Source organism: Streptomyces eurythermus (assembly GCF_014649115.1).
GTDB lineage: Bacteria > Actinomycetota > Actinomycetes > Streptomycetales > Streptomycetaceae > Streptomyces > Streptomyces eurythermus.
This window is the reverse complement of sequence record NZ_BMSK01000012.1, coordinates 228,586-248,408: the sequence shown is the minus strand read 5'-3', so window position 1 is coordinate 248,408 and position 19,823 is coordinate 228,586. Positions and strand designations below refer to the sequence as shown.

Genomic DNA, 19,823 nt, shown 5'->3' with positions numbered 1-19,823 from the left:
GTCCGCGACCATGGCCGTACGAGCCGCCGTCCTGCCCGCCGTCGGGGCCCCGCTGGAGATCACCGGCATCGAGCTGCCCGACCCCGGTCCCGGACAGGTCCGGGTCCGCCTCGCCGCCGCCGGCGTCTGCCACTCCGACCTGTCCCTGTCCAACGGCACCATGCGGGTGCCGGTCCCGGCCGTCCTCGGTCACGAGGGCGCCGGCACGGTGATCGCCGTCGGCGAGGGCGTCACCCATGTCGCGCCCGGCAGCCCCGTGGTCCTCAACTGGGCGCCTTCCTGCGGCAGTTGCCATGCCTGCACGCTCGGCGAGGTCTGGCTGTGCGCCAACGCGCTCAGCGGCTCCGCCGACGTCTACGCCCGCACCGCCGACGGCACCGAGCTGCACCCCGGCCTGAACGTGGCCGCGTTCGCCGAGGAGACGGTGGTCTCCGCGTCCTGTGTGCTGCCGGTGCCGGACGGGGTGGACCCCGTCGACGCCGCCCTCCTGGGCTGCGCGGTGCTCACCGGCTACGGCGCCGTCCACTACTCGGCGGGGGTCCGGCCCGGCGAGACCGTCGCCGTGTTCGGCGTCGGCGGAGTGGGCCTCGCCGCGATCCAGTCGGCCCGGATCGCGGGCGCGTCCCGGATCGTCGCCGTCGACGTCTCGCCCGCGAAGGAGGCACTGGCCCGCGCGGCCGGCGCCACCGACTACGTCCTGGCCTCCGACACCACGCCCCGCGAGATCCGCGCCCTCACCGGCAAGCAGGGCGTCGACGTGGCCGTGGAGTGCGTGGGCCGCGCGGTCTCCATCCGCGCGGCCTGGGAGTCCACCCGCCGGGGCGGCCGGACCACGGTCGTCGGCATCGGCGGCAAGGACCAGCAGGTCACCTTCAACGCCCTGGAACTCTTCCACTGGGGCCGCACCCTGTCGGGCTGCGTCTACGGCAACACCGACCCGTCCCGTGACGTGCCGATCCTCGCGGACCACGTCAGGCAGGGCCGCCTCGACCTCTCCACCCTGGTCACCGACCGCATCACCCTGGAGGACATCCCGGCGGCCTTCGACAACATGCTCGCGGGGAAGGGGGGCCGGGCGGTGGTGGTGTTCTGACGCCGGTCCTCACCGCAGCGCACCGAGCGGGATGCCGAGCAGGTCGGACATGACCTGCTCGCCCGCGGCGGTGATCCGCACCGCCCGCCCGCTGCCCACCCGCACACACCACCCCGCCTCCAGCGCCCGCCGGCACAGCGCCGCCCCCGCGGCCCCCGCGAGGTGCGGCCGGCGTTCGGTCCAGTCCAGGCACGCGCGGGCCAGCGGGCGGCGGCCGGAGAGGTCGAGCGGGATGCCGGCCGCGCCGAACCACTCCAGCCCCGCGTCGGTCAGCGCGAACCCGGTGTCCTGCCGCAGCAGCCCCCGCCCGGTCAGCGCGTCGGTGACCGTGATGCCCAGCCGCCCGGCGAGATGGTCGTAACAGGTGCGCCCCCGGGCCATGGCGGCCCCGGCGCTCGCCTCGCGCAGCCCCCGGGGCGGGCGCCGCGCCCCGGCCGGGGACACCTGGGCGGCCAGGTCCTCCACCAGCTGGGCCACCCGCGGGCCGGCCAGCCGTACGTACCGGTGCCGTCCCTGCCGCTCCTCGGCGAGCAGTCCGCCGGCCACCAGCCGGTGCAGGTGCTCGGTCAGCGTGGAAGGGGCCACCCCGGCGTGCCGGGCCAGCTCACCGGCCGTCCACGCCCGCCCGTCCAGCAGTGCCAGCAGGCACGCGGCCCGCGTCCGGTCGGCGATCAGCCCGGCCAGCGCGGCGAGGCCGGCGGCCCGGGAGTCCTCGGTGCTCATCCCCCCAGCATGGGACACCGGTACTTCGGTGGTCGCCGAAGCGTCACACCCGTACCCGCTCGTACTGCTGCGCCAGCCCGTCCAGCAGTGCGCCGAGCCCCGCCTCGAAGGCCCGCTCGTCGATCTTCTCCTGCTGCTCGGCGAGCAGATGGGCCTGCCCGAGGTGGGGGTAGTCGGCCGGGTCGTAGGCGCTCGCGTCGTCCACGAAGCCGCCGGCGAACGACCCGAGCGCCGAGCCCATGATGAAGTACCGCATCAGCGCGCCGATGGAGGTCGCCTGGGCCGGCGGCCAGCCCGCGTCGACCATCGCGCCGTAGACCGCGTCGGCCAGCCGCAGCGCGGCCGGGCGGCGGCCGGGGCCCCGGGCGAGGACCGGGACGATGTTCGGGTGGTCGCGCAGGGCGGCCCGGTAGGAGACGGCCCAGTCGTGCAGCGCGGTCCGCCAGTCCCGGCCGTCCTCGAACATCGACAGGTCGACCTGCGCGCTCACCCAGTCCGCGACGGCCTCCAGGATCTCGTCCTTGGTGCGGAAGTGGTTGTAGAGCGAGGGCCCGCTCACCCCCAGCTCGGCGGCCAGGCGCCGGGTGGAGACGGCCGCCAGGCCCTCCCGGTCCACGAGGTCCCGGGCCGTCTCGACGATCCGGTCGGGGCTGAGGAGGGGCTTGCGCGGTCGGGCCATGGCGCACATAGTAGGGCTGCGAGCCGGAAACTAGCAGTGCTAATTTAAATGTACGGCTTTCAAGATTCGATCGACTGACGCGTTCGGTGTGGGGTGATCTCGTGGTGGACCTGGGGCTCAGCGAGGAGCAGGCGGCCGTACGGCAGCTCGCCCGGGACTTCGTGGAGCGCGAGATCGCCCCCCACGTGGTCGCCTGGGACCGCGCCGAGGAGGTGGACCGGGGCATCGTCAAGAAGCTCGGCGACGTCGGCTTCCTGGGCCTGACCATCGACGAGGAGTACGGCGGCTCGGGCGGCGACCACCTCGCGTACTGCCTGGTCACCGAGGAGCTGGGGCGCGGCGACTCCTCCGTGCGCGGCATCGTGTCCGTCTCCCTCGGACTCGTCGCCAAGACGATCGCCGCCTGGGGCAGCGAGGAGCAGAAGCGGCGCTGGCTGCCCGGGCTCACCGCGGGCGAGTACGTCGGCTGCTTCGGCCTCACCGAGCCCGGCACCGGCTCCGACGCCGGCAGCCTCACCACCCGCGCGGTGCGCGACGGCGACGAGTACGTGCTCAACGGCACCAAGATGTTCATCACCAACGGCACCTGGGCGGACGTCGTCCTGCTCTTCGCCCGCTCCACCGACGCCCCCGGCCACAAGGGCGTGTCCGCCTTCCTGATCCCCACCGACACGCCCGGCCTGACCCGCCGCACCATCCACGGCAAGCTGGGCCTGCGCGGCCAGGCCACCGCCGAACTGGTCCTCCAGGACGTGCGGGTGCCCGCATCCGCCATGGTCGGCGCGGAGGGCAAGGGCTTCAACGTCGCCATGTCCGCGCTCGCCAAGGGCCGGATGTCGGTGGCCGCCGGCTGTGTCGGGATAGCCCAGGCCGCACTGGACGCGGCCGTGGCCTACGCGGGGGAGCGCGAGCAGTTCGGTACCCCCATCGCCCACCACCAGCTGGTGCAGGAACTGCTCAGCGACATCGCCGTGGACGTCGACGCGGCCCGGCTGCTGACCTGGCGGGTCGCCGATCTGATCGACCGCGGCGAGCCGTTCGCCGTGGAGTCCTCCAAGGCCAAGCTGTTCGCCTCCGAGGCCGCTGTCCGCGCCGCGAACAACGCCCTCCAGGTCTTCGGCGGCTACGGCTACATCGACGAGTACCCGGTCGGCAAGCTCCTGCGCGACGCCCGCGTGATGACGCTCTACGAGGGCACCAGCCAGATCCAGAAGCTGCTCATCGGACGCGCCCTGACCGGCGTCTCGGCGTTCTGAGTCCCCGCCCGAACGCTCCCCCCGAAAGGCCACGCTAAGCGCCCGCTCACCGTCGGCGGTATGGTGGTGCTCCTGTCACCGAGAGGGGCGAGCGAGCGATGAGTACGGCGGAGGAGACGACCGGCGGCGAAGTGGAGCCGTGGGAAGAGGTCACCCCGGACGCGGCCCGGCGGCTGCTCGTCGCCGCCGTGGAGGCCTTCGCCGAGCGCGGCTACCACGCCACGACGACCCGGGACATCGCGGGCCGGGCCGGCATGAGCCCGGCCGCGCTGTACATCCACTACAAGACCAAGGAAGAGCTGCTCCACCGGATCAGCCGGATCGGCCACGACAAGGCCCTCGGCATCCTGCGCACCGCCGCCCGCCGCGAGGGCACCGCCAAGGAGCGGCTGGCCGACGCGGTCAGCTCCTTCGTCCGCTGGCACGCGGGACGGCGCACCACCGCGCGGGTCGTGCAGTACGAGCTGGACGCCCTCGGCCCCGACGCCCGCGCGGAGATCGTCGCGCTGCGCCGCCAGGTGGACGCCGAGGTGCGCCGGATCATCGAGGACGGCGTGGCCGCCGGCGAGTTCGACGTCCTGGACGTGCGGGGCACCACGCTCGCCGTGCTGTCGCTGTGCATCGACGTGGCCCGCTGGTTCAACGTGGACGGCCCGCGCACCCCCGAGGAGGTCGGCGCGCTCTACGCCGACCTCGTCCTGCGGATGGTCGGGGCCCGCTGAGTCCCGCGGACTCCCGGCGGGCTGCAGGCGGTACGGGCCTACAGGTGGTACGCGCCTACAGGTAGTACCGCGACACCGATTCCGCGACGCACACCGGCTTGTCGCCGCCCTCGCGCTCCACGGTGAACGCGACCGTCACCTGCACACCGCCGGTGACGTCCTCGACGCCGGTGATCTTCGCGGTGGCGCGCAGCCGGGAGCCCACGGGGACGGGGGAGGGGAAGCGGACCTTGTTCGTCCCGTAGTTGACGCCCATCTTCACGCCCTCCACCCGGATGAGCTGCGGCCCGAAGAGAGGCAGCAGCGACAGGGTGAGATAGCCGTGCGCGATGGTCGTCCCGAACGGCCCGGCGGCGGCCTTCTCCGGGTCGACGTGGATCCACTGGTGGTCGCCGGTCGCCTCGGCGAACAGGTCGATCCGCTTCTGGTCGACCTCCAGCCAGTCGGTGTACCCCAGCTGCTCGCCCACGGCCGCCCTCAGCTCGTCGGGGGAGGTGAAGGTCCTCGGTTCTGCCATGTTCCCGGCCTCTCGCTCGCATCTCTAAGCAACTGCTTAGCATGGTCGGGTGGCGGGGCGATGTCAACGGACGCGGGGCCGGTGGGGCCGGGGGTCTCTGTAATCTCTGAGGGGTGCCCCAGATTCCCGAGAAGATCCACGAGCTGACCGTCGGCCAGTTGTCCGCGCGCAGCGGAGCCGCGGTGTCCGCCCTGCACTTCTACGAGACCAAAGGCCTGATCTCCAGCCGGCGCACCTCCGGCAACCAGCGCCGGTACAGCCGCGACACCCTGCGCCGGGTCGCCTTCATCCGCGCGGCCCAGCGCGTCGGCATCCCCCTCGCCACGATCCGCGAGGCCCTGGCGGAACTGCCGGAGGGGCGCACGCCGACCAGGGAGGACTGGGCGCGGCTGTCGGAGATGTGGCGCTCGGAACTGGAGGAGCGCATCCAGCAGTTGAACCGGCTGCGCGATCAGCTCACCGACTGCATCGGGTGCGGCTGCCTGTCCCTGAAGACCTGTGCCCTGTCCAACCCGGACGACGTCTTCGGCGACCGCCTGACGGGCTCCCGGCTGATGGCGGAACGCCGCTGACGTGCCGTCCGCGGTCCGGGCGGCGGGCCCGCCCGCGTACTCCGTGCCCCTGGAAGGCCGAGTACGCCGGGCCGAGCCTGCGCCGCCCGCCGGGCCGTAGCGGTCCACGGTGGGCCGGACGCCCCCCGGGGACGCGGCGCGCGGGCGGACACCGTCTCGCGTCCGTCGGCGTACTCCGGCACCCGCCCGATGCCGTACGGCCCCGCGTACAGCCGGGACACGAGCGGCAGTTCGCCCTCCGGCACGTCCTCGGGGTGCGCGCCGTCCGGCGTCCCGGCCGAGGCGGACGGGACCGTGCGCCGGCCGGACCCGGCGGTGTCGCCGTCGCCCCTGGGCCGACGTGCCCGGCTCAGGGCGCGTGCCGTGTCCGGGCGGCCTCGGCCCTCGCCTGCGCTACCAGCCGGGCGTTGGACCCGGCCCGCCGGCCGTCCGGCAGCAGCAGGGTGTCCTCCAGGCCGATCCGGGTGGCCAGGCCCCGCCGGAGCGCGAGCCGCAGCACCGGCCAGGTGCCGCCCTCCTCGCCGTGCAGCAGCACCGGGCGGCCGTGCGCCGTCCCCAGCTCCGCCAGCAGCGCCCGTGCCGACGCCTCGGCGGTCGCCGGATCCGGGTCGGTCACCTCGGCCAGCACCCGCAGCACCCGGGGCCCGAGCGGCGAGGCCGCGAACCGGCGGGCCCCCTCGGTGCCGGACCACAGGCCCGCCTCCACGCCCACGCCCCGGGCGAGGAGTTCCGCCGCGACCTCCTCGGCGCCCGGCTCGTGCCAGTTGACCGAGGCGAAGTCGGGCAGCACCGCCCAGGAGCGCACCCGGTCGAGCCGGGCCGCCGGGTCGGGCTCCGCCCAGGCACCGGTGGTCACCCCGACCGGCACCGCCACCCGCGCCCGTATCGCCTCCAGCGCCGGGCCGACGACGCGCGCGGACAGGCTCTCGCGCCCGCACGGTGTCCTGGGATGGACATGCACCGAGGCGGCACCGGCCGCCACGGCCTCGGCAGCGGAGCGGGCCAGTTCCCCGGGGGACACCGGGACACCCGCGCCGTCGGCGGCCGACCGGCTTCCGTTGAGACACGCCTGCACCATGCCTCGATGATGCAGACCGTCACCGACAACGGCCGAAGGACGCTTCCCGCCGCGCGGGCGTACCTTCCCCGGAAGGGGTGCGGCATCCCCTGCGCACCCTCCGCACACCGCCGCGACCGGTGGTCAGGCCGGTGTCAGCTGGCGGTCCCGGCCCGCGTGCCGGAGGGCCACGGGGCTGAGCACGGGGCGCGGGACCAGGATGCCGCAGCCCGTGCAGACCGGGCCGGACGACGGCTCGTGGTCCAGGCCGTACTTCCAGACCAGCCGCTCCCCGCCGCACACCGGGCACGACGTGCCCGGCTCCCGTTCCAGCGCGGCGATCAGCCGGCGCAGCACCTCCGCCAGCGGCGCCCGGGGATGCACCCGTGGGTCGTCGCACCAGGCGACCCCGAACCCGCCCCAGGTCAGCCGGTGCCAGTCGTCCACGCTGCCCGGCCGGCGCAGTCCGTCGTGCTTCTCCCGCTTGCGCCGCTCGGTGAAGTCCGTCTCATAGGCGAGCCAGACGTCACGGGCCTCCTCCAACTCCTCGAGCGCGGCCACCAGCCGCGCCGGATCGGGCGAGCGGTCCTCGGGGCCGAACCCCGCCCGGGAGCACAGATGGTCCCAGGTCGCCCGATGCCCGTAAGGGGCGAACTTCTCCAGGCACTTGCGCAGCGAGTACCGCCGCAGTGCCAGATCGCAGTCCGGGTCGCGTACCTGTCTCGCCAGACTCCGGAAACCGGCCATCGCCCTGCACCTCCGTCACACCTGTACCTGCACCGCGGTCACTTCGGCGTCGTCGCACGGACGTCGCCGAATAGACGTATCGACAGGCGATTCGGCTCCATCTCTTCTCCGGTTCTCCTTGCGGACTCCAGAAAGTGACGCATGTTCACCTTTAAACGTGGGGATAACCGGCGGTAACGTTCGGCCACCCCAGTCGCTAGGAGCCGCCATGCCACGGCGAACCCCACGTACCGCCCCTGACAGACTGAGAACGTTCCGCCGACTCCCCGGGTTCCTGAAGACGGCGTCCATATGCGTCCTCGTCGCCGGTCTCCTCACACCCCTCACACAGACCGCGGCGGCGGCGACCGACGCGACGGCCCCCAACGACTACTGCGGCAGCCGGTGTTCGGACATCCTGCCGCCCGGCGAGAACGGCAACGCCACCCTCGCGCAGATCCTGCTCAACCAGGCCTTCGGCACCCAGCCCGCGCACGCCGAGGACCAGCTCGGCCCGTACGCCAACCTGGCCACCGGCTACAAGACGCTGACCGACGCCACCGTCAACACCTTCTTCAACGACGCCTCCTTCGGCGTCCCCGCCGACCAGGTCGCCTCCACCGAGAAACCGGCCGGCCGCACCGACGTCACCATCGTCCGCGACAAGAAGACCGGCGTGCCGCACATCACGGGCACCACCCGCTACGGCACCGAGTTCGGCGCCGGATACGCGGCGGCCCAGGACCGGCTCTGGCTGATGGACGTCTTCCGGCACGTCGGACGCGGCCAGCTCACCGGCTTCGCGGGCGGCGCGCCCAGCAACCAGGGCCTGGAGCAGCAGTTCTACCGCAACGCGCCCTACACCGAGGCCGACCTCCAGGCGCAGATCGACAACGCCGTGGCGCACAACGGCGCCCGCGGCCAGCAGGCCCTCGCCGACGTCAAGGCCTACCTCGACGGCATCAACGCCTACATCGACGCCTCCGACAGCGGCCGTTACTTCCCCGGCGAGTACGTCCTGACCGGGCACAAGGACTCCATCACCAACGCCGGCACCATAGACCGCTTCAAGGTCACCGACCTGGTGGCGCTGGCCTCCGTCATCGGCTCCCTGTTCGGCTCCGGCGGCGGCGGGGAGGTCGACAACGCGCTGTCCCTGCTGGCCGCCCAGGACAGGTACGGCGTGGCGGAGGGCACGAAGGTCTGGGAGTCCTTCCGCCAGCGCAACGACCCCGAGGCCGTCCTCACCCTGCACAACGGCGAGAGCTTCCCCTACGGCGCCAGGCCCGCCGACCCCCAGGGGGCGGCCCTGCCCGACGCCGGCTCGGTGACCCCCGAACCGCTCGTGTACGACCGCACCGGCAGCGCCGCCACCGCGGGCGCCGCGAAGACCTCGGCCACCGCGGCCGGGACCGCGCTCGGCTCCGCCCGGCGCGGCATGTCCAACGCCCTCGTGGTGAGCGGCAAGCACACCGCGAGCGGCCACCCGATCGCCGTCTTCGGGCCGCAGACCGGCTACTTCGCCCCGCAACTGCTGCTGCTCCAGGAGATCCAGGGCCCCGGCATCAGCGCCCGCGGCGCCTCCTTCGCCGGCCTGAGCATGTACGTCGAGCTGGGCCGCGGCCAGGACTACGCGTGGAGCGCCACCACCTCCGGCCAGGACATCATCGACACCTACGCGGTCGAACTGTGCCAGGACGACTACCACTACCTCTTCCACGGCACCTGCACCGCGATGGAGAAGGTCGAGCAGAAGAACGCCTGGAAGCCGACCGTGGCCGACGGCACCGCCGCGGGGTCGTACACCATGCGCGTCTGGCGCACCGAGTACGGACCGGTGGCCTACCGGGCGAGAGTCGGCGGCAAGAAGGTCGCCTACACCACCCTGCGCTCCTCCTACCTGCACGAGGCCGACTCCATCATCGGCTTCCAGATGCTGAACGACCCCGACTACGTCAAGGGCCCGCAGGACTTCCAGAACGCGGCCCGGCACATCAACTACACCTTCAACTGGTTCTACGCCGACTCCCAGCACACCGCGTACTACAACAGCGGCGACAACCCGGTCCGGGCGGCCGGGGTCGACGCCGACCTCCCGGTGTGGGCGGCCCCCGCCTACGAGTGGCGGGGCTGGGACCCGGCCGGGAACACCGCCGACTACACCCCCGCCTCCGCCCACCCGAACTCCGTCGACCAGGACTACTACATCTCCTGGAACAACAAGCAGGCGGCGGACTACGCCGCCGCGCCCTGGGGCGAGGGCCCGGTGCACCGCGGCAACCTGCTGGACGACCGGGTGAAGAGGCTCGTCGCGGCCGGCGGGGTGACCCGGGCCAAGCTGACCCAGGCCATGGCCGACGCGGGCCTCGCCGACCTGCGCGCCGAGGACGTGCTGCCCAGGCTGCTGAAGGTGGTCACCTCCCAGCCGGTGACCGACCCCACGGCCGCGGCGGCGGTGGCCAAGCTCCAGGCGTGGGTGACCGCGGGCGCCAAGCGCGCCGAGACCTCCGCCGGTTCGAAGACCTATGCCGACGCGGACGCGATCCGCATCCTGGACGCCTGGTGGCCGCTGCTGGTCAAGGCCGAGTTCGAACCCGGCCTCGGCACCGGCCTGTACACCGCCCTCACCCGCAACCTGCCCGTCGACGAGGCCCCCTCCGCCGGACACGGCCCGACCGGCTCACACGCCGGCAGCGCCTTCCAGTACGGCTGGTGGTCCTACGTCGACAAGGACATCCGGGCGGTGCTCGGGGAGCCCGTACGAGGCCCGCTGGCCCGCACGTACTGCGGTGACGGCAGCCTCACCGCCTGCCGGGACCAGCTGATCGGCACCCTGAAGCAGGCGGCCGCACTGACCGCCGCCCAGGTCTACCCCGGCGACGACCAGTGCGCGGCGGGCGACCAGTGGTGCGCCGACTCCATCGTCCAGCGCGCCCTGGGCGGCATCAAGCACGGCCGGATCGGCTGGCAGAACCGTCCGACCTACCAGCAGGTCGTGGAGTTCACCTCGCACCGCTGAACCGGTCCGGGACGCCGGGGCGGCGGGTCAGGCGATACGGCCCGCCGCCAGGACCAGCCGCGCCAGTTCGGGGTGCACGATGTCGCTGTGCGCCCCGATCGGCGCGCCCCCGCGCCGCACCACGGCCGCCGCGTCCACGTTCACACAGCCCGACGCCGGCAGCCCGCCGCCGAGCGCCGCCGCCAGGTCCAGCCGGGCGGTGCCCGGCACCGCCTGCACCCCGTCGTGCCCCAGGGCGCCCCAGCGCGGCCCCAGCACGGCCGCGATCTCGTTCCCCGCGCAGGAGCGGTCGTCCCCGGCGAGCCGTGAGGCCAGCGGATAGAACGTGCCGAGAGCCGTGTCGAAGCGCGAGTGGCAGCACACCAGGGGACCGTCGACGCGCCGCTGGGCGTCCTTGAGCGCCCCAGACCGGTCCGCCGCGTGCGGCAGCCGGGCCGAGAACGCGTAGTGCGAGAACGCCCCTTGCAGCAGGGTCACCGACTTCACCGAGCGCACCGGCTCCGGCAGCCCGCGCAGCGCGAACGCCACCAGCCGGCCGCCGAAGCTGTGCCCCACCAGATGCACCCGCACCCCGGGCGCCGCCTTCGCCAACCGCCCGAGCAGCGGCCCGAGTCCGTGCTCGCCGACCGTCCCGGCCCGACGCTTCATCTGGTAGTACGTCACCTGCCTCAGCAGTTCCTTCGCGCCGTCCCACGGGTTCGGCAGGCCGAACCCGGCCGCTTCGGCGGCCGGCCGCAGCGCTGCCAGGGCCTCGGCGAACTGCTCGCAGGCGGCCACCGGGTCCCCGGTGAACACGGCCGGTTCGCCGTCCTCGTCGGTGTCGGCCACCGCCCGCCGGCCCTCGGGCTCCAGCAGCAGCCGTACCAGCCGCCCGAACTCGGCCGGCCCCTCGGTGCCGGCCGGCCGCTCGTCCAGCAGCCGGGCCAGCCGGTCCAGCACGGTCGCCCGGCCCGGGAAGGTCTCCAGCAGCGCGCGCCGGGTGTCCTTGTCCAGCGCCGGGCGGGGCGCCGCCCGGACCTCCTCGGCCGCCACGGACCTCAGGAAGTCGGGGATCGGCTCGTCGCTGAACCGCATCGACGGCCAGATCACCCCGACGTACCCGATCCGGGCCTTCGGCGCCAGCTCCGGGACGGGGGCGAGGAAACGCCGGTACAGCGCGGTCGCGGCCGAACGGTCGTTGTTCCAGCCGTGCGCGAGGACGACCAGGTCACGCACGCCGCGCTCGGTGACCTGCGCCAGCAGCCGGTCCCGTTCGGGGCCGTCCACGTCCCCGTCCGCGTCGAAGGTCAGCTCCCAGTAAGGGGTCACGCTCCCTGCGGCATCCGCCATGCCCGGCTCCCTCGTCCCCCGAAAGACGCGCTACTTGTACAGGAGATACCCCTTTCGCACCCGCCGGAACGCGGCCAGCTCCTCCTGCCAGGCGCCCGTCACCTCGTCGGTGTCCGCGCCCGCGTCGATCATCGTGCGCACCCGGTCCGAACCGGTGAGCCTGTCGATCCAGTGGTCGGACCGCCACGCGAACCCGTCCCACACCTTCCGCGCCGTCACCAGCAGCGCGATCCCGGTGCGCACCGGGTCGAAGGCGGCCCGGTCGGTCACATGGACCTGCACCCCGCCCACGGTCTTCCCCTGGAACTTGGAGAACGTGGGCGCGAAGTACGCCTCCCGGAACCGCACGCCCGGCAGCCCCAGCCCGTTCACGGCGGCGGCCCAGCGCCCGTCCACGCCCTCGGCGCCGAGGAGTTCGAAGGGCCGGGTCGTGCCGCGCCCCTCGGAGAGGTTGGTGCCCTCGAACAGACAGGTCCCCGAGTACACCAATGCCGTGTCGGGCGTGGGCATGTTGGGGCTCGGCGGCACCCAGGGAAGGCCCGAGGCGTCGTAGAACGCGGTCCGCCTCCAGCCCGACATGCGTACGGTCTCCAGCTCGACCGGCGTGCTCAGGAACTCCCCGTTGAACAGGCCGGCCAGCTCCGCGACCGTCATGCCGTGCGCCTGCGCGACCGGCTTGCGGCCGACGAAGCTGGCGAACTCCTCGCGCAGCACCGGGCCTTCGGCGGCGCGGCCGGTCACCGGGTTGGGGCGGTCCAGCACGACGAAACGCTTCCCGGCGAGCGCCGCCGCCTCCATGCAGTCGTACAGGGTCCAGATGTAGGTGTAGAAGCGGGCGCCGACGTCCTGGATGTCGAAGACGACCGTGTCCACGCCGGACGCGGTGAAGACGTCGGCGAGCGGCCGGCCGCTCTTCAGGTACGTGTCGTACACCGGCAGCCCGGTCGCCGGGTCGTCGTAGCGCCCCTCGGAGCCGCCGGCCTGGGCGGTGCCGCGGAAGCCGTGTTCCGGGCCGAAGACCGCCGTCAGCTCGACCCGGGGGTCGCGGTGCATCACGTCGACGATGTGCTCGGTGGCCCGGGTGACGCCGGTGGGGTTGGTGACGACGCCGGCCTTCTGGCCGGCGAGGGGCGCGTAGTCGTGGGCGGCGAGGTTCTCGAAGCCGGTGAGGAGCGGCTCGCGGTGGTGGTGGGGCATCGGAGTCGCCGCCAGTGCGGTCGAGGCGAGCAGGTTTCTTCGGGACAGGTCCATGAGTCCTCCAGTCCCCTAGAGGTTGGTGCAGCGGCCCCTTCCTTTACACATACCGACTGGTTAGTCTGACGCTCGCTGGGCCGAGTCGCGTCGTGTCGTGTCGAAGGAGACCGAGGGTGGAAGCCGTGCGGGATGCGGGAGTGGTCGTCACCGGAGCGGGCGGAGGGATCGGGGCCGCGCTGGCCCGCCGGTTCGCCGCCGAGGGGGCCCGGGTCGTGGTGAACGACCTGGACGCCGGCAAGGCGGAGGCGGTGGCCGAGGAGATCGGCGGGACCGCCGTACCCGGCGACGCCTCCCGCGTCGTCGAAGCGGCGCGCGACGCCCTCGGCGGCACGGTGGACGTCTACTGCGCCAACGCCGGGGTCGCCTTCGAGGACGGCGACCTCACCACCCTGGACGAGCGCACCTGGGAGACGTCCTGGGACGTCAACCTGATGGCCCACGTCCGCGCCGCCCACGCGCTGCTGCCCGGCTGGCTCCAGCGGGGCGCGGGGCGGTTCGTCTCCACCGTCTCCGCCGCCGGACTGCTCACCATGATCGGCGCGCCCTCCTACAGCGTGACCAAGCACAGCGCCTACGCCTTCGCCGAGTGGCTGTCCCTGACCTACCGCCACCGGGGCGTCAAGGTGCACGCCATCTGCCCGCAGGGCGTCCGCACCGACATGCTGGCCGCCACCGGCAGCGCCGGCGACCTGGTGCTGCGGCCCACCGCGATCGAGCCCGAGGCCGTGGCCGACGCCCTGCTGAAGGGCATCGAGGAGGACCGCTTCCTGATCCTGCCGCACCCCGAGGTCGCCGGCTTCTACCAGGCGCGGGCCGGCGAGCCCGAGCGCTGGCTCGCCACCATGAACCGCGTCCAGCAGAAGTGGGAGGCCGCCCGGTGACCGCCCCCCGCTACGCCGACCGCCCCTGGCTCGCCCTGCTGACCGACGCCCAGCGCGCCCCGCTCGACCCCGCCGACTCCCTGGCGCACGCCCTGCGCACCGCCGTCGCCGAACACCCCGACCGCGCCTTCCTCACCTACTTCGACACCCGGCTGAGCTACCGGGAGACCGACGAGCTGACCGACTCCGTCGCCGCCCACCTCGCCGGGCGCGGACTCCGGCGCGGCGACCGGGTGGCCGTCCTGCTGCAGAACTCCCCGCACTTCGTGCTGGCCGTGCTCGGCGCCTGGAAGGCGGGCGCGACCGTCGTCCCGGTCAACCCCATGTACAAGTCGCGGGAGGTGGCGCACGTCCTGCGGGACGGCGAGGCGACCGCGCTGATCTGCTCCGACCGGGCCTGGGAGACGTACCTGCGGCAGACCGCCGCCGACTCCCCGGTGCGGATCGTGCTCACTGCCTGCGAGCGGGACTTCCAGACCCGCGACGACCCCCGTGTGCTGGCCTTCGAGCGGCTGCCCCAGGCCCCGGACGCCGACGACCTGACCGCCGTCGCCCGGCAGGGCGGCCGGCCCCCCGAGGGCCGGCTGCCGCGCCCGGAGGACATCGCGCTGATCAGCTACACCTCGGGCACCAGCGGCGCCCCCAAGGGCGCCACCAACACCCACGCCAACATCATGCACAACGCCGAGCGGCAGAGCACCGGACTCGACCTGCCCGAGGCGCCCGTGTACTACGCGCTCGCCCCGCTGTTCCACATCACCGGCATGGTCTGCCAGTTCGGCGCCTGCCTGAACAGCGCGGGCACCCTGGTGCTCACGTACCGCTTCGAGCCCGGTGTCGCCCTGGACGCCTTCGCCGAGCACCGCCCGCACTACACCGTCGGCCCCTCCACCGCCTACATGGCGCTCGCCGCCCACCCCGGCGTCACCCGCGACCACTTCACCTCCTTCGTGAAGCTCTCCTCCGGCGGCGCGCCCGTACCGCCCGCCCTGGTGGAGCGGTTCCGCGAGCGCTTCGGGCCGTACATCCGGGTCGGCTACGGCCTCACCGAGTGCACCGCCCCCTGCGCCTCCGTCCCGCCCCACCTGGAAGCACCCGTGGACCCGGTCTCCGGCACCCTGTCCGTCGGCCTGCCCGGCGCCGACACGGTCGTGCGCATCCTGGACGAGCGGGGCGCGGAGGTGCCCTTCGGGGAGCACGGGGAGATCGCCGTACGCGGACCGCAGGTGGTGCCCGGCTACTGGCGGCGGCCCGACGCCACCGCCGAGACCTTCCCGGACGGCGAGCTGCGCACCGGCGACATCGGGTTCATGGACGAGCAGGGCTGGCTGTACGTCGTGGACCGCAAGAAGGACATGATCAACGCGTCCGGCTTCAAGGTGTGGCCGCGCGAGGTCGAGGACGTCCTCTACACGCACCCGGCGGTGCGCGAGGCGGCCGTCGTCGGGGTGCCCGACGGGTACCGGGGCGAGACCGTCAAGGCCTATATCAGCCTCCGTCCCGGCGCCGAGGCGGCCCCCGGTGAACTGGCCGCGTACTGCAAGGAGAGACTGGCCGCGTACAAGTACCCGCGTCAGGTGGAGATCCTGCCCGAGTTGCCCAAGACGGCGAGTGGGAAGATCCTCCGTCGGGAACTGCGTTCCCGGAACACCGACTGAACACCACGGAAAGGCAGGTGGCGGCAGTGCCCAGGACCACGGACGGAGACGGCACGCCCGTTCCGCAGCGGCTGCTGGCCGCCGCCACCCGGCTCTTCGCCGAGCAGGGCTACGACCGCACCTCCGTGCAGGAGATCGTGGAGGCGGCCGGCGTCACCAAGGGCGCGCTGTACCACTACTTCGGTTCCAAGGACGACCTGCTGCACGAGGTGTACGCGCGTGTGCTGCGCCTCCAGCAGGAGCGGCTGGACATGTACGCGAACGCCGACGAGCCGGTGGCCGAGCGGCTCAGGGACGCGGCGGCCGACGTGGTCGTCACCACCATCGAGAACCTCGACGACGCGTCGATCTTCTTCCGGTCCATGCACCACCTCAGCCCGGAGAAGAACAAGCAGGTCCGCGCCGAGCGCCGGCGCTACCACGAACGCTTCCGCGCGCTGGTGGAGGAGGGCCAGAAGGAGGGCGTCTTCTCCACGGCGACCCCGGCCGACCTGGTGGTGGACTACCACTTCGGCTCCGTCCACCACCTGTCGACGTGGTACCGCCCCGACGGCCCGCTGACCCCCCAGCAGGTCGCCGACCACCTCGCCGACCTCCTGCTGCGCGCCCTGCGCCCCTGATCCCGGGGCGCCCGGTGCCTAGTCGATGATCTCCTTGAAGAACAGCACCGCCGAGGCGGCCGTGCCGGCGCCCGCGCTCACCGCGACCGGCCAGGCGCTGCCGGCCAGCGCCGCCAGCACGCTCGCCCCGGCGCCGGCCAGCCCGGCCAGCAGGAACACGATGGCGGCGCGCTGGGTCAGCAGCGGCCCGCCCCCGCCGGGCCGCCCGGGACCGGGCCGGGACACCGGGCCGCTCCTCACCGGTCTTCGCCGGCCGGGACCGGCTCCGGCTCCGGTACGCCGTCCCGGTCCGTCAGCAGCCACGGATCCTGCGCGGGCCGCACGAGCGTGAACTCCACCCGGCCGGCCGCGTCCGTCCGGACCCCGTGCACGGCCGGCTCGGGCAGGCTGTTGTAGTGGAACGGCGTGGAGAAGTAGTACGCGCCGGTGTCCGGCACCGCCACCAGATCGCCCGGCCGCAGCGGCGGCAGCGCCCGGTCGCGGGCCAGCAGATCGCCGGCGAAGCAGGCCGGGCCGGCGATGTCCTGCCGCACCGGCCGCGCCCGCAGCGCGGCCCCGTCCGGGCCGTACGCCTCGATCCGCAGCGGCCAGGCGTCGGGGCTGAACACCGTCCGGGTGGCGACCTGCACCCCGGCGTGCGTCACGGCGATCGGCCGGCCCCCGGCGCTCTTGGTGTACTCGACGTACGCCGCCAGGAACCCGTTCTTCGCCAGCACCGAGCGGCCGAACTCGGTGACGACCCGGTACCGGCCCTCGAACAGTCCCGGGGCGTGGGCCCGCAGCTGTCCGACGTAGTCGGCGAACGTCGGCGTGACCTCGTCGTCGGCGAAGTTCACCGGAAGCCCGCCGCCGATGTCGATGCCCTCCACCCGGCCCGGGCCGAACGCCGCCGTCACCTGGCCGGCGAACTCCACCGCCTGCGCCACCCCGCGCGCCATCAGGTCCAGGGGGCAGCCCTGCGACCCGGTGTGGGTGTGCACCCAGGTCAGCCACGGATACGCGGCGAACGCCCGCAGCAGCCGCTCCCGGTTGCCCGGATCCGTCAGCGGGACACCGAACTTCGAGGTGCTCGTGGCGGTGCTCATCGCGGCGATGGCCCCGCCGCCGACCTGGCAGTTCAGCCGTACCCCGATCCGGGACGCGGACGTGCGGAGCTGCGGCAGCGCGGCGATCCGCTCCAGTTCCTGGAAGCCGTCGGCGTTGACGGCCACCCCCAGCTCCAGGGCCCGCGCCAGCTCGGCGCGCGTCTTGGCCGGGGAGTCGAAGACGATCCGGTCGGCCGGGAACCCGGCCGCCAGCGCCCGGGCCAGCTCGCCCCCGGTCGCGACCTCGCAGCCCATCCCGAGCCGCGCCAGCTCCCGCAGCACGGGCACCAGGCAGTTGGCCTTCGCGGCGAACGCGTGGGTGACGGCGGGCAGTTCGGGGGCGCCGGGAAACGCCTCGCGCAGGGCCCGGACCGTGGCCGCGACCCCGTCGAGGTCCACGAAGCCGGCCAGCGGGGCGACGTCCGGGTCGAGCAGGCCCTGCCGCACGGCTTCCTTCAGGACGTGTTCGCGGCGCGCGGCGGCACGGGACACAGCGGTCATGGTGCACCCTCCGGTCGGGGACGGCGGCCCGGGGCCGTTTCCCCGGGCACACGACCAGGCTGCTCGCCGCACCCGGGGACGGTCTTCGTCGGCCGCACACAGGCATACCCGCCCCGGCCGGGCCCGCACCGGGGGTCCGCCCCCGGCGCGCACCGCCTTCGTGCGCGGCGACGAGGAGCGGCGCCTCCGATGGTGCGGGCGCACGAACGGTCCCGTCGGCGCTGCGGGCACACGAACGGCGCCTCCGGTGGTGCGGGCACACGAACGGTCCCGTCGGCGCTGCGGGCACACGAACGGCGCCTCCGGTGGTGCGGGCGCACGAACGGCCCCTTCGGTGCTCCGGGCGCACGAACGGTGTCTCAGGGCCCCGGGGTGTCGCGCCGCTCCCCGTCCTCGAGGCCGAGGCGCAGGTGCAGCTGCGCCAGCAGCCGGGCGTCCGGGCTGCCGAGGTCCAGCCCCGACACGGCCGTGATCCGGCCCAGCCGGTACCGCATGGTGTTGGGGTGCAGCGAGAGGCTGCGCGCGGCGGCCGGCACATCGCCGAAGTGGTCCAGGTAGGCCCGCAGGGACTCCACCAGACGGCTGCCGGCGTGCTCGGCGTCGAACGCGGCCAGCCGCGCCACCGAGGTCCCCGGCGGCAGCTCCAGGTCCCGCAGCGCCTCCAGCACGCGCAGGACGCCGATGGTGTCGGCCACGTCCTCCACCCACGCCACGGCCCGCCCGTCCCCGGTCCTGGCGAGGGCCTTCAGCGCCTGTTCGGCGCTGCGGCGCGACCGCGCGGCCCCCGCCAGCGCCGGCACCACCTCGCCCAGCCCGGCCCGCACCGGCACGCCGGTGGCCGCCGACAGGCGGGCGGTCAGCGAGGTGCCGAGCGCCGTCATCCGCTCCCGGGCCCGGTCCGCGTCCCGGTCCAGCGCGCCGACCAGCACCAGTGCCCGGCCGCCCGCCGGCACGACCACGATCCGGTGGCCGAGGGCCGCGCAGTGCAGGGCGAGCAGCGCGTACATCCGGGACGGCTCACCGGCCGCCCCCAGCCCTCCGCTCTCCACGCCCACCGCCAGCACCGCGCAGGGCTCCCGGGCCGGCAGCGCGGCCCGCTCGGCCAGCACCTCGGCCGAGCCGCGCTCCTCCAGCAGGGCGCGCGCCGCGTCCTCCACCAGCCGGCTGTCGGCGCCGCGCGTGCGGTGGTGGAGCAGATGCGGGGCGGCGGCCCGGGACGCGGCGCGCAGTGCCTGGGCGGCGTTCGGGGACAGCGGCCGGCCCGCGACCGCCGCCACCCAGACGGAGCCCAGCACCTCGCCGCCCGCCCGGACGGCGCACACCAGCCGCTCGGGGTTGTCGCCCTGGGCGCGCCGGTGCAGTACGTCGTCCGTGGCCCACAGGGCGCGGAAGAACCCGGCGTCGTGCATCGCGGCGACCCGCCAGGCGGGCACGCGCCGTCCGAGGATGGTCAGCCGGCGCATCTCGTCCACGTTCTCCTCCGTGGAGGAGTACGCCAGTACCCGCGACTCGGTGTCCTCGATGGTCACCGAGCCGCCGACCAGGGCGGCCACCGCGTCGGCCAGCCCGTCGAGATCGCCCAGCGCCAGGCCCCGGGCGGCCGGTAACGGCGGCATCCCCGCCGCGGCGAGCCCGGCCCGGAGCACCGCCACCAGCTCCTCCCACCGGTACCAGGTGCGGAACAGCACCGCCGTACCGGCCTCCTGGGCGGCCGAGCGCAGGACACCGAGGGCCCCCTCGGGGCGTTCCGGGCCGAAGACCACCCCGCTGGCCCCGGCGGCACCGGCCCGGCGTACGACGTCCACCGCCTGGGCCGACCCGGCCGCGACACCGACGGCGAGCACCAGCTCCCTGGGCCGGATCTCGGGGGCCAGCACATCGAGCACGGTGGCGCCGCCGACGGCCACGGCCAGGCCGCCGGGCGCCGTGTCCAGCTCCAGGGCGCCCTGGCCCACGACCGACAGCAGCCGCTCCAGGGTCACCCCGGGCCCGGCGGCCGGGCCCCACTCCGCGTGGTCCCGCGACTCGGTCACGCTTCCCCCTCGACGTGCCCGCGGCCGGTTCCCGGCCGCTCCCGGAAGAGGTACGACACCACATACCGGGAGCGCGCTCAACGGGGCACGGCACCAAG

18 protein-coding genes are annotated in these 19,823 nt (G+C 74.1%); 8 read left to right on the top strand and 10 right to left on the bottom strand.

Annotated elements, in window-relative coordinates:
* Window positions 1–10: 10 nt before the first annotated feature.
* A complete protein-coding gene (locus IE251_RS23850) occupies window positions 11–1,093 on the top strand; it encodes a Zn-dependent alcohol dehydrogenase (RefSeq protein ID WP_189755034.1) in 1,083 nt (360 codons plus the stop codon).
* 9 nt (window positions 1,094–1,102) lie between these two features.
* Here IE251_RS23850 and IE251_RS23845 read toward each other — a convergent pair whose 3' ends face one another.
* Both IE251_RS23845 and IE251_RS23840 read right to left on the bottom strand, forming a co-directional pair.
* Window positions 1,103–1,816 (bottom strand): ArsR/SmtB family transcription factor, encoded by a 714-nt coding sequence (locus tag IE251_RS23845; RefSeq protein WP_189755033.1) that lies wholly within the window; start codon window positions 1,814–1,816, stop codon window positions 1,103–1,105.
* A 43-nt stretch (window positions 1,817–1,859) separates the two neighbouring features.
* On the bottom strand, window positions 1,860–2,495 hold the full coding sequence (locus tag IE251_RS23840; RefSeq protein WP_189755032.1) for a TetR/AcrR family transcriptional regulator: 636 nt from the start codon (window positions 2,493–2,495) through the stop codon (window positions 1,860–1,862).
* Between the two features lie 104 nt (window positions 2,496–2,599).
* Between IE251_RS23840 and IE251_RS23835 the strand changes: the two genes are divergently transcribed.
* Window positions 2,600–3,751, top strand: a complete 1,152-nt coding sequence (locus IE251_RS23835) for an acyl-CoA dehydrogenase family protein (RefSeq protein WP_189755103.1) — start codon at window positions 2,600–2,602, stop codon at window positions 3,749–3,751.
* Window positions 3,752–3,849: 98 nt separating this feature from the next.
* Window positions 3,850–4,473, top strand: a complete 624-nt coding sequence (locus IE251_RS23830; protein ID WP_030608488.1) for a TetR/AcrR family transcriptional regulator — start codon at window positions 3,850–3,852, stop codon at window positions 4,471–4,473.
* 55 nt (window positions 4,474–4,528) lie between these two features.
* Here the strand turns inward: IE251_RS23830 and IE251_RS23825 are convergent, their stop codons facing one another.
* The gene (locus IE251_RS23825) at window positions 4,529–4,990 is read right to left on the bottom strand and encodes a MaoC family dehydratase (protein WP_189755031.1); all 462 of its coding nucleotides are present in this window, start codon (window positions 4,988–4,990) and stop codon (window positions 4,529–4,531) included.
* Between the two features lie 113 nt (window positions 4,991–5,103).
* On the opposite strand from IE251_RS23825, the gene soxR reads away from it, so the two are divergent.
* Window positions 5,104–5,562, top strand: coding sequence for a redox-sensitive transcriptional activator SoxR (gene soxR / locus IE251_RS23820; RefSeq protein WP_189755030.1), 459 nt, complete (start codon window positions 5,104–5,106; stop codon window positions 5,560–5,562).
* Window positions 5,563–5,911: 349 nt separating this feature from the next.
* Here the strand turns inward: soxR and IE251_RS23815 are convergent, their stop codons facing one another.
* Together IE251_RS23815 and IE251_RS23810 are read right to left on the bottom strand one after the other, a co-directional pair.
* Complete coding sequence (locus IE251_RS23815) at window positions 5,912–6,640, bottom strand: 3-keto-5-aminohexanoate cleavage protein (protein ID WP_189755029.1); 729 nt, start codon at window positions 6,638–6,640, stop codon at window positions 5,912–5,914.
* Between the two features lie 123 nt (window positions 6,641–6,763).
* Entirely contained in the window at window positions 6,764–7,366 is a 603-nt protein-coding gene (locus IE251_RS23810; RefSeq protein ID WP_030781495.1) for a hypothetical protein, read from the bottom strand.
* 208 nt (window positions 7,367–7,574) lie between these two features.
* On the opposite strand from IE251_RS23810, the gene IE251_RS23805 reads away from it, so the two are divergent.
* The gene (locus IE251_RS23805; RefSeq protein WP_189755028.1) at window positions 7,575–10,364 is read left to right on the top strand and encodes a penicillin acylase family protein; all 2,790 of its coding nucleotides are present in this window, start codon (window positions 7,575–7,577) and stop codon (window positions 10,362–10,364) included.
* Window positions 10,365–10,391: 27 nt separating this feature from the next.
* Here the strand turns inward: IE251_RS23805 and IE251_RS23800 are convergent, their stop codons facing one another.
* Together IE251_RS23800 and IE251_RS23795 are read right to left on the bottom strand one after the other, a co-directional pair.
* Window positions 10,392–11,693, bottom strand: a complete 1,302-nt coding sequence (locus IE251_RS23800; RefSeq protein WP_189755027.1) for a serine-threonine protein kinase — start codon at window positions 11,691–11,693, stop codon at window positions 10,392–10,394.
* 30 nt (window positions 11,694–11,723) lie between these two features.
* The gene (locus IE251_RS23795; protein WP_189755026.1) at window positions 11,724–12,944 is read right to left on the bottom strand and encodes an exo-beta-N-acetylmuramidase NamZ family protein; all 1,221 of its coding nucleotides are present in this window, start codon (window positions 12,942–12,944) and stop codon (window positions 11,724–11,726) included.
* A 116-nt stretch (window positions 12,945–13,060) separates the two neighbouring features.
* On the opposite strand from IE251_RS23795, the gene IE251_RS23790 reads away from it, so the two are divergent.
* From IE251_RS23790 to IE251_RS23780, 3 genes are read left to right on the top strand one after another with little or no spacing between them, the layout of a single operon-like run.
* Window positions 13,061–13,828 (top strand): SDR family oxidoreductase, encoded by a 768-nt coding sequence (locus IE251_RS23790; protein ID WP_189755025.1) that lies wholly within the window; start codon window positions 13,061–13,063, stop codon window positions 13,826–13,828.
* Window positions 13,825–15,486: a class I adenylate-forming enzyme family protein gene (locus tag IE251_RS23785; protein WP_189755024.1), complete on the top strand. Its 1,662-nt coding sequence runs from the start codon at window positions 13,825–13,827 to the stop codon at window positions 15,484–15,486. Before IE251_RS23790 ends, IE251_RS23785 begins: the two co-directional genes overlap by 4 nt.
* Window positions 15,487–15,512: 26 nt before the next feature.
* On the top strand, window positions 15,513–16,106 hold the full coding sequence (locus tag IE251_RS23780) for a TetR/AcrR family transcriptional regulator (RefSeq protein ID WP_189755023.1): 594 nt from the start codon (window positions 15,513–15,515) through the stop codon (window positions 16,104–16,106).
* An 18-nt stretch (window positions 16,107–16,124) separates the two neighbouring features.
* Here the strand turns inward: IE251_RS23780 and IE251_RS23775 are convergent, their stop codons facing one another.
* The 3 genes from IE251_RS23775 to IE251_RS23765 form a co-directional block, all read right to left on the bottom strand.
* Complete coding sequence (locus IE251_RS23775) at window positions 16,125–16,331, bottom strand: hypothetical protein (protein WP_189755022.1); 207 nt, start codon at window positions 16,329–16,331, stop codon at window positions 16,125–16,127.
* A gap of 11 nt (window positions 16,332–16,342) precedes the next feature.
* A complete protein-coding gene (locus IE251_RS23770) occupies window positions 16,343–17,692 on the bottom strand; it encodes a type III PLP-dependent enzyme domain-containing protein (RefSeq protein WP_189755021.1) in 1,350 nt (449 codons plus the stop codon).
* Between the two features lie 359 nt (window positions 17,693–18,051).
* Window positions 18,052–19,725 (bottom strand): PucR family transcriptional regulator, encoded by a 1,674-nt coding sequence (locus tag IE251_RS23765; protein ID WP_189755020.1) that lies wholly within the window; start codon window positions 19,723–19,725, stop codon window positions 18,052–18,054.
* Window positions 19,726–19,823 lie beyond the last annotated feature (98 nt).

What these genes read in the sequence shown, in the direction of transcription:
- IE251_RS23795 (WP_189755026.1), bottom strand. Translation starts at nt 12,944, where the DNA reads ATGGACCTGTCCCGAAGAAACCTGCTCGCCTCGACCGCACTGGCGGCG.
- IE251_RS23825 (WP_189755031.1), bottom strand. Translation starts at nt 4,990, where the DNA reads ATGGCAGAACCGAGGACCTTCACCTCCCCCGACGAGCTGAGGGCGGCC.
- IE251_RS23840 (WP_189755032.1), bottom strand. Translation starts at nt 2,495, where the DNA reads ATGGCCCGACCGCGCAAGCCCCTCCTCAGCCCCGACCGGATCGTCGAG.
- IE251_RS23845 (WP_189755033.1), bottom strand. Translation starts at nt 1,816, where the DNA reads ATGAGCACCGAGGACTCCCGGGCCGCCGGCCTCGCCGCGCTGGCCGGG.
- IE251_RS23850 (WP_189755034.1), top strand. Translation starts at nt 11, where the DNA reads ATGGCCGTACGAGCCGCCGTCCTGCCCGCCGTCGGGGCCCCGCTGGAG.
- IE251_RS23800 (WP_189755027.1), bottom strand. Translation starts at nt 11,693, where the DNA reads ATGGCGGATGCCGCAGGGAGCGTGACCCCTTACTGGGAGCTGACCTTC.
- IE251_RS23770 (WP_189755021.1), bottom strand. Translation starts at nt 17,692, where the DNA reads ATGACCGCTGTGTCCCGTGCCGCCGCGCGCCGCGAACACGTCCTGAAG.
- IE251_RS23830 (WP_030608488.1), top strand. Translation starts at nt 3,850, where the DNA reads ATGAGTACGGCGGAGGAGACGACCGGCGGCGAAGTGGAGCCGTGGGAA.
- IE251_RS23815 (WP_189755029.1), bottom strand. Translation starts at nt 6,640, where the DNA reads ATGGTGCAGGCGTGTCTCAACGGAAGCCGGTCGGCCGCCGACGGCGCG.
- IE251_RS23810 (WP_030781495.1), bottom strand. Translation starts at nt 7,366, where the DNA reads ATGGCCGGTTTCCGGAGTCTGGCGAGACAGGTACGCGACCCGGACTGC.
- IE251_RS23805 (WP_189755028.1), top strand. Translation starts at nt 7,575, where the DNA reads ATGCCACGGCGAACCCCACGTACCGCCCCTGACAGACTGAGAACGTTC.